This window comes from Rhodococcus sp. 2H158 (genome assembly GCF_053764755.1).
The window spans coordinates 1-14,465 of sequence record NZ_JBSNCE010000005.1 but is presented as its reverse complement, the minus strand read 5'-3'; the positions used below and the strand labels follow the sequence as shown (position 1 = coordinate 14,465).

Genomic DNA, 14,465 nt, shown 5'->3' with positions numbered 1-14,465 from the left:
GGTCGTGTCGCTGTGGTCGACTGCACTGTCCCCCGGGATGCTCAGCGAGTACGTCTGGCTCGACCTGATGCCGTGGCTCGACCGGTACGGCTCGGCCCGCAACGCGCAACTGGCCGCCCTCGTGCCCGACGAGCGCTGGTGGGAACGCCGGTCCCCGGCAGAGACCGCCGCCTCCGCCGACGTCGTGGCGATCTGTGGGGAACTGGCCCGCATCTACGTCACCGAGCACCCCGATCTCGCGTTCTCCACGGGAATCGCCGACACCGTCGACGTCCCCGTCGCGGCGCTCGGGCTCGGCACCCGTGCCGCCGCCACCGTCGCGCGGCTGCCCCGCGCGGCGACCACCGCCGGCCTGCTCGGCTACACGCCCGCCGCCCTGTTCTCCGTGCGCGGTGCGGGCCCGGAGACCGTGCACCAGATCGTGCAGGCCGTCCTCGTCCTCGCGATCCTGCGGGACCCGGCGTCGCTGCGGGGGGCGACCGACGCCCCCACGCTCCCGCCTGCGCTGTCGCTGCTGATCGACGACCTCGTCGCGCTCGCGCGGTGGCGCGGGCTGCGCGCCGACCCCGACCGGCCGTTGGTGCGGGTCGAGCTCGAGGACGGCACCCCCGAGGAGATCCAGCAGGTCGCCGCGCGCATCGCCGCCCTGACCGCACGTGACCTGCCCGTGCCGGCGCCCCACCGCGCACTCGACGAACTCGCCGCGTACGTCGCCGGGCTGTCCGCGCCCGAGCGCGACGCGATCCGCCGCCGCGTCCTCGGCGACGAGCCGCCCGACCCGGGCGCCCCGTCGACCTTCGCGTTCGGTACCGCCGTCGGCGACCTGCTCGCGGCGCTGCGCGTGGACGTGCGCCCCGTCGCCGCCCTCGACCGGATGCTGGGGCTGCGGCCGGAGCTGGCCCAGCCCGTCCCGGGACTCGACGTGCCGCTGTGGCGGGCTCTCGCCCGCCTCGACGACCGCTTCGAGGTGGTCGACGGGTGGGTCGCCGTGCCCGGTCTCGCCGAGGCCGAGCGGCGCACCCACGCGCTGCTCGCCGAGTTCGAATCCCCGAACGGGGTCGTCGAACCCGCGGCCGTCGCTGTCGTGTGGGACCTGCCCGCCGCGGAGTTCGCCGCGTGGCTGCGCCGGTGCGGTGTACCGATGTTCGAGGGCCGCGCTCTGACCCGGCGGTCCGCGTTCGCCGATCATGCCGCGGCGGTTCTCGAGGTGATCGGGGATCCGCTGCCGGCCGCGGAGCTCGTCGACCGCATGGGCACCCCCGCCGGTCCCGCCGCCGTGATCGACGCGATCGGCGCCGACGAACGGTTCACGCTCTCCGAGGACGGCAGGTGGTCACTCAGCGAATGGGAGACCGACGAGGCGGGCGCGGTGCGCGGCCGCATCGCCCGGATCGTCGACGCCGACGGCGGATCCGCCGACCTGGACCGCGTCGTCGACCGGCTGGTCGAGCGTTTCGGGGTGTCGCCGACCAGCGCCCGCATCTTCGCCGGCAGCGGTGACTTCGAGATCGTCGACGGCCGGGTGCGCCGGCGCCGCCGTACCCACGTGAGCATCAAGCCGCCGCACCGCACCCGCCGCCTCTACCGCCTCGGCGACGTGTGGCGGCTGCGGGTCACCGCCACGCGTGACCACCTGCGCGGTGCCGACTTCCCGGTGCCGTCCGCGGTCGCGGGGATCATCGGCTGCGCCCCGGGACGCGAGGTCTCCCTGTCGTCCCGGCTGGGCACCCAGGTCGTGCGCTGGACGGGCGCGTCCCCCCATCTCGGCAGCGTGCGACGGTTCCTCGAGGACCTCGGGGTGGAGGAGGGCAACGAGATGTTCCTCGAGTTCCACCCCGGCGGCCGGTTCGACGTGCTGCCGCTGCGCACCGTCGCCGACAACGCGGAACCGCTGCGCAAGGCGCTCGCCCTCATCGGCCACTCGGCCCCGGAGATCGTGCCGGACGAGGGCGTCGCGCCGGCCTTCGCCGCCGCCGTCGGCCTGGGCGACGAGACCCGGCCGCGTCGGGTGCTCAGCGCCTACCGGGCGCGGCACGAGGCCGAGGTGACCGCATTGCTCGAGCAGGCATGGGTGCGCGTGCCAAGCTGAGCGCATGCCGATCCGCAGACCCGAGCATCCGCTGTTGGCGAACGACGCCGAACGCGTCGTCTGGGAGGCGCTCGGCCGGCAGCTCGGCGACGGTGATCTCGTCGCCGCGGGCCTGCGCGTCACCGACCATCTCAAGGACCACGAGATCGACTTCGTCGTAGCCCTCGAGGGCCACGGCATCGTGTGCCTCGAGGTCAAGGGCGGCCAGGTGTGGCACGACGGCTTCCAGTGGGTGCAGGCCCGGCAGGGCAAGGACCGGTCGATCGATCCGGTCCGGCAGGTGATGCAGTCCTGCTACGCGCTGCGCCGCTACGTCGAGGCCGACCCCCGCTGGACGCAGGGCCGGCTGCGCTGGGACCACTTCGTCGTCCTGCCCAACACCGAGGTCCGCGCCGACTTCGCCCTGCCCGAGTGCCCCCGCTGGAAGGTGATCGACCGCAACGACCTCGGCAGCATCGCCGAACGGCTGCGCGCGGTGCTCGACAAGCAGGAACTCGACCGGCCGGCCCTCGTCGCCGACGGCGTCGACCAGTTCGCCGAGGTGCTCGCGGGCCGTGGCCTGCCGCAGCGCGACGTGGTGTCGCGTGCCGTCGCCAACGAGGACGCCGCGGACCGGCTCACCGAGCAGCAGGCCGTCATCCTCGACGCGACCCGCCTGCTGACCCGCGTCGAGGTGCGCGGCGGCGCCGGCACCGGCAAGACGTTCCTCGCCCTCGAGCAGGCCCGGCGCCTCGCCGAGCAGCACCAGCGGGTCGCGTTGATCTGCTATTCGCACGGCCTCGCGTCGTACCTGCAGCGGATCACCGCGACGTGGAACCGGAAGAAGCGGCCCGCATACGTCGGCGAGTTCCACGCCCTCGGCCGGCGGTGGGGGGCCGCCGAGGGGCCCGACGAGGCCCTGCGCACCGCCGACACCGTGCGCTTCTGGGAACACGACCTGCCCGTCCAGATGACCGAGCTGGCCCGGTCCCTGCCGGAGGGACAACGCTTCGACGCGGTCGTCGTCGACGAGGCGCAGGACTTCGCCGACGCCTGGTGGGATCCGATCATGGCCGCCCTGCGCGACGAGGAGACCAGCGGCATCTACGTGTTCACCGACGAGGCGCAGCGGGTGTTCGACCGGGAGGGCCGGCCCCCGGTGCCGCTGGTTCCGCTGGTGCTCGACCACAACCTGCGCAACACCCGGCAGATCGCGGGGACCTTCGGCCCGCTCGTCGGGCAGCGGATGCGGCTGCTCGGCGGCGACGGCCCCGACGTGCAGTTCGTCGCGTGCCGCGGCGACGAGGCGCTCGCCGTGGCCGACGACCGGATCGACGCCCTGCTCGAGGAGGGCTGGCGGCCCGGCGACGTCGCGCTGCTCGCGACGGGCAGCCGGCACCCGGAGCAGGTGGCGCGCCAGTCCGAGGGCAACTCGGCGTACTGGGACAGCTTCTGGGACACCGAACAGGTCTTCTACGGGCATGTCCTCGGCTTCAAGGGACTCGAGCGCCGGGCGGTGGTGCTCGCGGTGAACGAGACGCTGCCCCAGGAGCGCTCGCGCGAGCGCCTGTACGTGGGGTTGTCCCGGGCCCGCGACCAGCTGGTGGTGTGCGGGGACCCGGACTTCGTCCGGCAGGTCGGCGGTCCGGAGCTGGCGGCACGGCTGGGGCTCGGCCGATGAGCCTGCTGCGGGACTGGACGGTGTCGGCGACGGCGGGGGAGTTCGTCGGATTCCTCGTTCCCGCGGTCGTCGGAGCCCTGCTGTTCGACAGTGCCGCGGCGTTGCCGGCGCTGATGGCGGCCGGTGTCGTCGAGGGATCGGTGCTGGGCTGGTCGCAGGCGCGGGTGCTGCGGCACCGGCTGCCCGCGATGTCGGTCCGGCGCTGGGTGCTGGGCACGGGTGTCGCCGCCGCGTGCGCCTACCTGCTGGGGATGTCGCCCTCGACGTTCTACGAGACGTGGTCCGCGTGGCCGGTGGCGATCCCGATCGCGCTCGGTGTCGTCTTCGGCGTGGCGTTGCTGGGTTCGATCGGGGTCGCGCAGTGGCTCGAGCTGCGCCGGCACCTCCCGCGCGCCGGGCGCTGGATCGTGTGGACGGCCGGTGCGTGGCTGGCCGGTCTCACGCTGTTCCTCGTGGTGTGCACGCCGCTGTGGCAGCCCGGCCAGCCGCTGTGGCTCACCGTGGCGATCGGCGCGCTCGGCGGCCTGCTGATGGCGTTCGTGACCGCCCTGGTCACCGGCTTCGGCATCCGTCACCTGCTCGGCACGGGGCATCCTGCTGCGCCCGTCGTGCGCGCGTAGCACCATGGAGCCATGGCCGACGACGCGCACATCGAGGAACCGGGTCCCGCCGACGAAGCCGTCGCCCGCGCGCTGCGGGACGCGATCGTCTCGGTCGAGGCCGCCGTCGCGCGGGTGCACGAGTTCTCCGAGGAGATCTTCGAGCTGGTCGGCGCGCCCGAAGGCGGGGACGCCGTCGACCACCACAACGCGCTGACCCGGGTGGCGGGGCTCCTGGACGCCACCGGGCAGCTGCGCGCCACCGACTGGGAATCCGTGCGCGGCCTCGGCGACGTACTCGCCGATCGGGCCGGGCGGCTGCGTGCCCACACCGGAGAAGTGCTCGACGGGCTCGCCGTCGACGCGCCGGCGCAGGACCGGGTGGCCTGCCTTCAGCAGGCCGTGGAGACCGACCGGCTCGGCGAGACGTTGCAGCTGCTCGTCCTCGTCGAGGACTCGCTGAACCTGTGGCAGCGGCTGCGGCTCGAACGGATCCGCACCACCGAACCGGACCGGCTCGGGCACGAACGCGCGGCGGTCGGCACGACGCTCGCCGGGCGCGTCGAGCGGGACGTCGGGCTGCTGCTGCGCGCCCGCGCACGGCTGGCGAGCTACGCGGCGCTCACGCCGTTCGAGCTGGTGCGGTGGCTGTCGACCGCCCGGGTGAAGAAGGACATCGCCCGGCTCCGGGCGGACCTGGACGACGTCGCGGCGGCGCTCGGCAGCGCCGCGGAGCGCGCCCTCGAGGCCGAGGATCCGTCGGTGGCCGAGAACCTGGCGGAGCTGGGCAAACCGGTCCGGGCCGTCGGCGGTGCCCTCGGCGACAGCGCCCGCACCCTCGGCGACAGCGCCCGCACCCTCGGCGGCCGGGCCGTCGGGGCGGGCAGCACCGGGGTCGGCAAGCTGGGCCGGGGGCTGCACCGGGTCGCGGAGCCCCGCCGGCGGCCGGGCGGCGACGTGCCGCTGACGACCGCCCCCGACGCCTGACCGCCGCGACGGGCGCGGCGCGGACCGCCCATATGATCGATTCATGAGCAGCGACCGGGCGCCGGCCTTCACCATGCGGCAACTGGTCGCCTTCGTCGCCGTCGCCGAGACCGGGACGATCAGCGCGGCGGCCGACCGGCTGCTGGTGTCGCAGTCGGCGGTGTCGCTGGCTGTCACCGAACTCGAGAAGGCGCTGTCGGCGCAGCTGTGCGTACGCCGCCGTGCCCACGGCGTGCACCTCACGCCGGCGGGGGAGTCGCTGCTGGCCCGGGCGCGGGCCCTGCTGCAGCAGGCGAGCGAGATCGAGGACGAGATGCTCGGGGCAGGCGGCGAGCTCGCCGGCCGGCTCGCCGTCGGCTGTTACACGACGGTCGGGCCGACGATCCTGCCGCCGCTGCTGTCCGAGTTCACCGAGCTTCACCCGCGGGTGTCGCTCGAGTTCCGGGAGGCGATGGCCGACGAGCTGGCCGAGCGACTCGAGGGCGGGGCGCTGGACGCGGTGATCACCTACGACCTGGAGCTGCCACCCGCATGGCGCACCGCCACGCTGATGACGAGGCGGCCGGCGCTGGTCGTGCCGGCGGGGCACCGGCTGGCGGCCACGCCCGGCCCGGTGGAGCTGGCCTCGGTGCGGGACGAACCGATGGTGTTACTTGACGCGGCGCCGGCCTCGACACACGCGATGCAGGTGTGTGCGCGGGCCGGGTTCACGCCCCGGATCGAGTACCGGTCGGCGAACTACGAGACCGTGCGGGCGTACGTCGGCCGGGGCCTGGGCTGGACGATCATGCTGCACCAGCCGCAGCTCAACCGCACCTACGGCGGACTGAAGATCGTGCTGTTGCCGATCGACGTCCCCGAGCTCGATCCGGTGCGGCTGGTCATCGCCTGGCGACCCGACGTGGTGCTCAGCCGGGTGGTGCGCGAGTTCATTTCGTTCGCAACGGCCCGCGTGGGCGCGCTGTGAGCGGCGCTTGCCGACCATTCTTGAGTATTTCTCATATCAATCAGCAGATTCCTGTTCTTTTCTGAGGTTGTGACTGCGGACATACTGGGTTCCGACGCGCTGATCGGCAGCGCGCGGTCCGGGTTCCGTTCCCGGCGCCGATGAGAAGCGCTGATTCACAACCACTTCGAGGAGATCGATAATGTCTGCCACGGACGCCCTGCATCCGCCGGTCCTCTTCGCGCCAGAACACGAGGAGTTCGCCCAGTGGGTCCGCGAGTTCGCGGCACCGCACGCCGAGAGCTATCTCGAACGCGCCCACCGCGAGGAGTTCCCGTGGGACCTCGCCGAGAAGATGGCCGCACAGGGCCTCCTCGGCCTCGGCGTCTCCGAGGAGAACGGCGGCCAGGGTCGCATCGGTGAGGTGCTCACCAAGACGCACCTCGGCATCGCCCACGAGGAACTGGCCTACGCGAACTTCTACCTCAGCCAGCTCGCCTACACGAACAACCTCACCGGCCCGCTGCTCGAGCGCTTCCTCGCCCCCGATGTCGCCAAGGACTGGGTGCGCGGCATCGTCGAGGGCCGCCACGTCGTCGCCCTCGGCCTGACCGAGCCGGGCAGCGGCTCGGACGCGATGGCCATGCGCGCCAAGGCCGAGAAGGTCGACGGCGGCTGGAAGCTCAACGGCGAGAAGACGTCCATCACCTTCGCCCCGCACGCCAAGGCGATGATCACCTTCGTCAAGGCCCGCGGCGCCACCCCGGAGGAATCCGGCGTCACCGCCTTCCTCGTGCCCCTCGACTCCGAGGGCGTGAGCATGCAGAAGTTCCCCGACGCCGGCTGGAAGCCGCTCGGCCGGGCCGGCGTGTTCCTCGACGACGTCTTCGTCCCGGACGAGTACGTCATCGGTGGCGTCGGCAACGGATTCCGGCTCGTCATGAGCGAATTCGACTACACCCGTTCGGTCATCGGCCTGATGTCGACCGGAGTCGCCCGCAAGGCCCTCGACATCACCATCGACTACGTCAAGTCCCGCAAGGCGTTCGGCAAGCCGGTCGCCTCGTTCCAGGGCGTGTCCTTCCCGATCGCCGAGAACGCCACCAAGCTCGAGGCGGCCCGCTGGCTCACCTACCGCGCCCTCTCTCTCGCCGACGCCGGCAGACCCTTCACGAAGGAGGCCGCGATGACCAAGCTCTACGCCACCGACGTCTCGCTGCAGACCATCCGCGACTGCATCGTCGCCCACGGTCACAGCGGCTTCGCCGAGGAACTGCCGCTGCAGGCCATGCTGCGCGACGTCTCCGGACTCGAGATCGGCGAGGGCACCCCGCAGATCCAGAAGGTCGTCATCGGCCGCGCGCTGCTCGGACGGGAGGCCACCGCATGAGCACCAGCCGGCGCCGCGCCCTCGACGGGGTGCGGGTCATCGACCTGACCCAGGCCCTCGCCGGGCCGTTCTGCACGTCGCTGCTCGCCGACCAGGGGGCCGACGTGATCAAGGTGGAGCCGCCGCGCGGCGACTTCCTCCGCTACACCGGCCCGTTCGCCTCCGACGACGAGCCGCGCGACTACGGCGGAGTGTTCCAGTCGGCCAACCGCAACAAGCGGTCGATCGTGCTGGACCTGAAGAAGCCCGACGCCCGCGACGTGCTGCTGCGCCTGATCGACGACGCCGACATCCTCGTCGAGAACTTCAGCGCCGGCGTCATGGACCGCTTCGGCCTCGACTACGACACCCTCGCCGCGCGCAATCCCCGCCTGGTGTACGCCTCGATCCGCGGATTCGGCGACAAGACCGGCGGGCACAGCCCCTACCGGGACTGGCCGGCGTTCGACATCGTCGCGCAGGCCATGGGTGGGCTCATGTCCATCACCGGTACCGACGCCGAGCACCCCGTCCGGGTGGGTTCCGGTGTCGGCGACACGGTTCCGGGCCTGTTCGCCGCCTTCGGGATCCTCACCGCCCTGCGCGACGCCGAGCGCACCGGGCAGGGCCAGTACGTCGACGTCGCCATGGCCGACGCCGTCCTCGCGATCTCCGAGGTCGTGGTCAACACCTACGGCCACACCGGGCAGGTCCCCGGCCCGCTCGGCAACCAGCTGCAGGGTTTCGCGCCGTTCGACACGGTGCAGGCAAAGGACGGCGTCGTCGCGCTCGGCGCCCCGCACAACCCGCAGTGGGCCAAGCTCGCCGCCGTCATGGGGCAGCCGGAACTCGTCGACGACCCGCGGTTCGCCACCGACCACGACCGGTGGCTCAACCGCGACGCCGTCTACGAGGTGGTCAACGCCTGGACCCGCACCCGCACCGTCGCCGAACTCATCGAGCTGCTCGGGGGCAAGGTGCCGCTCGGCCCGATCCTCGACGCCGCGGACATCTTCGCGGACCCCCACTTCCGGGCCCGCGACATGCTGCCGACCGTCACGCACCCGCACAACGGCCGTGCCGTCACCGTCCCCGGCATCCCCGCCAAGCTCTCCCGCACCCCGGGCGCGGTCGAGCGCCGCGCCCCGCTCATCGGCGAGCACACCGTCGAGATCCTCCGGGAGGCCGGCCTCGACACCGCCGAACTCACGGCCCTGGCCGACGCCGGCGCCACCGTCATCCCTTCTTCCGCTCAGGAGCACGTCGCATGATCATCACCAAGGTCGAACTGATCCCGGTCTCCACACCGCTGGTCAAGCCGTTCCTCATGCCGGGGACCAGGATCACCCACATCCATTCCGTCGTGCTGAAGCTGCACACCGACGAGGGGATCGTCGGCTACGGCGACAGCGGCGACACCTCCACCTGGTACCGGGGCGAGACCCAGGAATCGATGACGGCGATGATCGCGAACCACATCGCCCCGGCGTTCCTGATCGGCCAGGATCCGCTCAACATCGAGAAGATCGTCGGGCAGATGGACACCTTCGTCCGCGACAACAACCAGGCCAAGGCTCTCGTCGACTTCGCGCTGCACGACCTCAAGGGCAAGGCCCTGGGCGTGCCGGTGTACCAGCTGCTCGGCGGGAAGAACGCCGATGCCTCCGTGCAGGGCTGGGTCGCCTCCGCCGGCCCGGTCGACCAGGTGGTCGCCGAGGCCGTGCAGGCCCACGAGAAGGGCTTCTGCCTGATCAAACTCAAGTCCGACGGCAACTCCGACCACGACGTGGACAACGTCCGCGAGGTCCGTGCCGCGCTGGGTGACTCCGCCCGGATCGTGGTCGACGCCAACGGCTTCTGGAACTACGACCAGGCGCTGAAGACGATGCGCCGGCTCGACCGGTACGGCATGGAGTGCATCGAGCAGCCCGTCCCGCACTGGGACATCGAAGGCATGGCGCGCCTGCGCAGCCGCATCGACACGCCGATCTTCGCCGACGAGTCGGCGCAGGAGCTGCACAACATCCGGGAGATCATCGAACGTCGCGCCGCCGACGGCCTGTTCATCAAGATGCAGAAGGCCGGTGGCCTGCTCAAGGCGCAGCGCTGGCTGACGATGGCCCGCCTCGCCGACATGGCCGTCATGAGTGGCTGCATGATCGGCTCGGGCCTCGAGGCCAGCCCCTCGGCGCACCTGATGATCGCCAACAACTGGGCGTCGCAGTTCACCCACGAGAACCTCGGTCCGCTGATCATCAACAACCAGTGGGAGAACGCCGAGCAGAAGATCACGCAGGACATCGCCCTGAACGTGCCGATCTTCGCCGACGGCAAGCTCTACCCGAACGAGGGCCCGGGCTTCGGCATCGAACTGAACGAGGAGTTCATCGCCTCGCACATCACCGAGGGCAAGCAGACCGTCACCGTCGGCGAGCTCGTCGGCGTCTAGCGACGCCGAGAACCTGCAGGAGAAGATCACGATGACCGAACACCGGACGGGCCCGCTGGCCGGCCTGAAGGTCGTGGAACTGGCCGGGCTGGGACCGGCGCCGTTCGCCGCGATGTTCCTCGCCGATCAGGGCGCCGACGTCGTGCGCGTCGAGCGCGCCGGCGCCGGGTTCACCATGCCGATCGATCCGCGGCTGGACACCCTCCAGCGCGGCAAGCGGATGATCGGTGCCGACCTGAAGGACCCGGACGGGCTCGCGACGGTGCTCGCGCTGGTCGAGAAGGCCGACGTGCTGATCGAGGGCTACCGGCCCGGCGTCACCGAACGCCTGGGCCTGGGCCCCGAGGACTGCTGGGCGCGCAACCCGAAGCTGGTGTACGGCCGGATGACCGGCTGGGGTCAGGACGGGCCGCTCGCGCAGCGCGCCGGGCACGACCCCACCTATCAGGCCCTGGTCGGATCGCTGCACGCGATCGGCCGGGCCGGCGGGCCCCCGCAGCTGCCGCTCAGCCTGGTCGGCGACTTCGGAGGCGGTGCAATGTATCTCGTGTCGGGCATCCTCGCCGCGCTGTGGGAGGCGCAGCGCTCCGGGTGTGGTCAGGTCGTCGATGCCGCGATCGTCGACGGCGTCGCGCACCTGATGGCCAACCCGTATTCGATGCTCGCCGGGGGCGCGTGGCACGACGAGCGCGGCACCAACCTCATCGACTCCGGCGCCCCGTTCGTCGACGTGTACGAGACCTCCGACGGCCGGCACGTCGCGGTCGCGGCCCTCGAACCACCCTTCTACGCCCAGCTTCTCGCGGGGCTCGGCCTCGATACGGACGGCGAGCTACCGGGGCAGTGGGACCGCCGGCGCTGGCCGGAGCTGCGCGAGCGGATCGCCGCCGCGTTCGCCACCCGCCCGCGCGACGCGTGGTCGGCGGTCTTCCGGGACACGGATGCCTGTGTCGCCCCGATCCTTTCGATGACCGAGGCGCCCGCCGACGCGCACCTCACCGCACGGGGCACCTTCCTGTACCGGGACGGTCACCCCGAACCTGCACCCGCGCCCCGCTTCTCGCGCACCCCGGCGGGCGTGCCGACGGCACCTCCCGTGCCCGGACAGGACGACCCGTCCGAGATCCTGCGCACGTGGGGCATTCTCGACGCCGTCGTGCCGACCCCCTGACCTGCAGGTTCACCGGATCCGCGGGTGGCGACCGGCTTCGGTGCCGCCCGCGGTCCCGCATGCCACCATTGTTGAGCAGACCTGTGGAATATCACCGGCTAATTCTGCTTTTCACGCCATTGTGACGTGACCCATACTTCAGGGGCCAACGGAGGGCTCGCTCCCCGACACCGAGCGAGCGTCCAGCCCGCCTCGTCCGGCCGCCTCGGCGGTCCCCTCACCCACGGCCGCCTCGGCGGTCCCCTCATTCACGGCCGCGACCGCCGCGTGCCCCCGCTTCGCCCGCCGGCCGGTCCGGCACCCGTACACAAGGAGTTCGTGATGGCACTTCTCGACGAATCCATCTGGCAGGGAAAGATCTTCGCCGGAGACTGGATCCCCGGCGGCGCCGGTGAGAGCAAGGTCGTCGAACCGGCGACCGGCGCGACGCTCGGCAGCGTCGGCCTCGCCGACGAGGGCGACCTCGAACGCGCCGTCGACCGTGCCGTCGCGGCCCAGCGCGATTGGGCGGCCCGCCCGCACACCGAACGCGCCGCCGTGCTGCGCCGCGCCGGCGACCTGTGGCAGCAGCACGCCGACGAGGTCGAGCACTGGATCATGCGCGAGTCCGGCTCCCTGCGCCCCAAGGCACAGCTCGAGACGCACGTCGCGGCGCAGGAGTGCTTCGAGGGCGCGGCCCTGCCCTCGCACGCGCTCGGCGAGATCCTGCCCAGCGAGGCGCCGCGCCTGAGCATGTCGAAGCGGGTGCCCGTCGGTGTCGTCGGTGTCATCGCGCCGTTCAACTTCCCGCTGATCCTCGCCATCCGATCCGTCGCGCCGGCGCTCGCCCTCGGCAACGCCGTGATCCTCAAGCCCGACCCGCGTACCGCCGTCTGCGGCGGCGTGGCCCTCGCCCGCATCTTCGAGCAGGCCGGCCTGCCCGCCGGAGTACTGTCCGTGCTGCCCGCCGGCGCCGACGTCGGCGCCGCCCTCGTCGACGACCCGCGGGTACCGGTCATCTCCTTCACCGGCTCCACCCCGGCCGGCCGCGCCGTCGGCGCCGCCGCGTCCCGCAACCTCAAGAAGGTCCACCTCGAACTCGGCGGCAACTCCGCGATCGTCGTCCTCGACGACGCCGACCTCGCCGCCACGGTGGCCGCCGGTGCCGCCGGTTCCTTCCTGCACCAGGGCCAGGTGTGCATGACCACCGGCCGGCACATCGTGCACGAGTCCGTCTACGACGAGTACGTCGCGCAGCTCGCCGCCAAGGCCGAGGCGCTGCCCGTCGGCGACCCGGTCACCGAGCAGGTCGCCCTCGGACCGATCATCGACCACGGTCAGCTCGAGAAGATCCACGCTCTGGTCACCGCGTCCGTGGACGCCGGCGCCCGCCTCGTGGCGGGCGGCACCTACGAGGGTCTGTTCTACCGGCCCACCGTCCTCGCCGACGTCCCCGCCGGCGCCCCCGCCTACGCCCGGGAGGTGTTCGGGCCCGTCGCTCCCGTCGTGAAGTTCTCGACCCTCGACGAGGCCGTGGCCCTGGCCACCGACACCGAGTACGGGCTGTCGCTCGGCATCTTCACCCGCGACGTCGGCAAGGGCCTCGCCCTCGCCGAGCGGATCCCCACCGGCATCGCCCACATCAACGACCAGACCGTCGGCGACGAGGCGAACATCCCGTTCGGCGGCCTCGGCGCCTCGGGCAACGGCGCCCGATTCGGCGGTGCCGCCAACAGCATCGAGGCGTTCACCGAGTCGCGCTGGATCACCGTCAGCCGCGACGTGCCCGTCTACCCCTTCTGAGCGGCCCCGCCGACCGGATCTAGCATCGTCCTCGCAGAGTAAGGACCCACCATGACCCTCGCAGACCCAGAGCACGCCGCCATCGTCGCGCCGGCGCAGCGGAACAAGGACATCCGTCGCGTCGTGTTCTCGAGCTACCTCGGGAGCACCGTCGAGTTCTACGACTTCATCCTGTACGCGACCGCCTCCTCGCTCGTGTTCGGCCCCGTGTTCTTCGCAAACCTCAGCCCCGGCCTCGCGCTGATCGCCTCCTACGCGACCTTCGCCATCGGCTACATCTCCCGCCCGCTCGGCGGCATCGTCTTCGGTCACTTCGGCGATCGCATCGGCCGCAAGAAGATGCTCATGCTGTCGATGACGATCATGGGGGTGGCGTCCTTCCTGATCGGCCTCGTCCCGGCGATACCCACCTGGGGCGCCGTGATGCTGATCCTGCTGCGTGCGGTGCAGGGCGTCGCGATCGGCGGCGAGTGGGGCGGGGCGGCCCTGATGTCGCTCGAGCACGTCAAGGGCCGCAACCGTGGCTTCGCGGCGGCGTTCACCAACGCCGGTGGCCCCACCGGCGCCGTGCTCGGCACCGTCGCCCTCTCGCTCGCCGCCCTCCTGCCGGAGGACGACTTCCTCTCGTGGGGCTGGCGCGTCCCGTTCCTGTTCTCGGCCGTCCTGCTTGCCGTCGGCCTGTTCGTGCGGGCCCGCATCGCCGAGAGCCCCGTCTTCGAGGAGGCGCTGCGCGCCGCCGAGGCGAAGAAGGACCGGACCAAGGAGACCATCCCGCTGGTGACGATCCTGCGCGCGCCGCGCACCCTGATCCTCGCCGGACTGGTGTGCACCGCGCCGTTCGTGATCCAGGCCCTGTTCTCGACGTTCGTGATCACCTACGCCGCCGGGAACGGCGTGTCCCGGTCGCAGGGCCTCACCGCCTTCGCGATCTGCCAGTTCGTCGCGATCTTCGGCATCCTCGGCGCCGCCCGGCTGTCGGACACCTACGGGCGCAAGCCCGTCATGATGACCGGCTTCGTCGGCATGGTCGTCCTGGCGTGGCCGCTGTTCCAGCTCGCGTCGTCCGGCAACTTCCTGCTGGTCGTGCTGGCCTTCGTGATCGCCTGCTCGGTCCTGCAGTCGCTGACGTTCGGCCCCATGCCGGCGTTCCTCGCCGAGCAGTTCGGCACCCGCGCCCGCTACACCGGCGCCTCCCTCGGCTACCAGATCGGCAGCCTCCTCGGTGCCGGCTTCACCCCGGTCATCGTGGCCTCGCTGTACGCCGGCTCCGGCACCATCGGCAGCGTGATCGTGTACCTGGTCGCCGGCTGCGCCCTGAGTGCCGTGGTCCTCGCCCGGTTCGTCAAGGAGAGCAAGGACGTCGACCTGAGCGCCTGATCCGCGTCACCGGCGGGGGGGGGGAACACAAAAGGG

General features: G+C 71.9%; 11 protein-coding genes. All 11 read left to right on the top strand.

Features of this window, described 5'->3' with window-relative positions; all coding sequences use genetic code 11:
* The first annotated feature begins 4 nt into the window (after nucleotides 1-4).
* The 11 genes from ACWPOB_RS05940 (at nucleotide 5) to ACWPOB_RS05890 (ending at nucleotide 14,429) form a co-directional block, all read left to right on the top strand.
* Nucleotides 5-2,089 (top strand): hypothetical protein, encoded by a 2,085-nt coding sequence (locus ACWPOB_RS05940; protein WP_455400211.1) that lies wholly within the window; start codon nucleotides 5-7, stop codon nucleotides 2,087-2,089.
* Between the two features lie 4 nt (nucleotides 2,090-2,093).
* Entirely contained in the window at nucleotides 2,094-3,749 is a 1,656-nt protein-coding gene (locus tag ACWPOB_RS05935) for an NERD domain-containing protein (RefSeq protein ID WP_455400210.1), read from the top strand.
* Nucleotides 3,746-4,369 carry a hypothetical protein gene (locus ACWPOB_RS05930; protein WP_100058481.1) on the top strand — a complete coding sequence of 208 codons (624 nt, stop codon included), beginning with the start codon at nucleotides 3,746-3,748 and terminating at the stop codon, nucleotides 4,367-4,369. The genes ACWPOB_RS05935 and ACWPOB_RS05930 overlap by 4 nt, the downstream gene beginning before the upstream one ends.
* Nucleotides 4,370-4,381: 12 nt before the next feature.
* Nucleotides 4,382-5,335 (top strand): hypothetical protein, encoded by a 954-nt coding sequence (locus tag ACWPOB_RS05925; protein ID WP_455400209.1) that lies wholly within the window; start codon nucleotides 4,382-4,384, stop codon nucleotides 5,333-5,335.
* A gap of 43 nt (nucleotides 5,336-5,378) precedes the next feature.
* The gene (locus ACWPOB_RS05920) at nucleotides 5,379-6,302 is read left to right on the top strand and encodes a LysR substrate-binding domain-containing protein (protein WP_100057861.1); all 924 of its coding nucleotides are present in this window, start codon (nucleotides 5,379-5,381) and stop codon (nucleotides 6,300-6,302) included.
* A 181-nt stretch (nucleotides 6,303-6,483) separates the two neighbouring features.
* Nucleotides 6,484-7,671: an acyl-CoA dehydrogenase family protein gene (locus tag ACWPOB_RS05915; RefSeq protein ID WP_100057862.1), complete on the top strand. Its 1,188-nt coding sequence runs from the start codon at nucleotides 6,484-6,486 to the stop codon at nucleotides 7,669-7,671.
* The gene (locus ACWPOB_RS05910) at nucleotides 7,668-8,921 is read left to right on the top strand and encodes a CaiB/BaiF CoA transferase family protein (RefSeq protein ID WP_100057863.1); all 1,254 of its coding nucleotides are present in this window, start codon (nucleotides 7,668-7,670) and stop codon (nucleotides 8,919-8,921) included. Before ACWPOB_RS05915 ends, ACWPOB_RS05910 begins: the two co-directional genes overlap by 4 nt.
* Nucleotides 8,918-10,099 (top strand): mandelate racemase/muconate lactonizing enzyme family protein, encoded by a 1,182-nt coding sequence (locus ACWPOB_RS05905; protein ID WP_006939130.1) that lies wholly within the window; start codon nucleotides 8,918-8,920, stop codon nucleotides 10,097-10,099. The genes ACWPOB_RS05910 and ACWPOB_RS05905 overlap by 4 nt, the downstream gene beginning before the upstream one ends.
* Before the next feature lie 31 nt (nucleotides 10,100-10,130).
* A complete protein-coding gene (locus tag ACWPOB_RS05900; RefSeq protein WP_455400208.1) occupies nucleotides 10,131-11,270 on the top strand; it encodes a CaiB/BaiF CoA transferase family protein in 1,140 nt (379 codons plus the stop codon).
* 321 nt (nucleotides 11,271-11,591) lie between these two features.
* Nucleotides 11,592-13,052 carry a benzaldehyde dehydrogenase gene (locus tag ACWPOB_RS05895; protein WP_455400207.1) on the top strand — a complete coding sequence of 487 codons (1,461 nt, stop codon included), beginning with the start codon at nucleotides 11,592-11,594 and terminating at the stop codon, nucleotides 13,050-13,052.
* Between the two features lie 51 nt (nucleotides 13,053-13,103).
* Nucleotides 13,104-14,429 (top strand): MFS transporter, encoded by a 1,326-nt coding sequence (locus ACWPOB_RS05890; RefSeq protein WP_100057831.1) that lies wholly within the window; start codon nucleotides 13,104-13,106, stop codon nucleotides 14,427-14,429.
* Nucleotides 14,430-14,465: the final 36 nt, after the last annotated feature.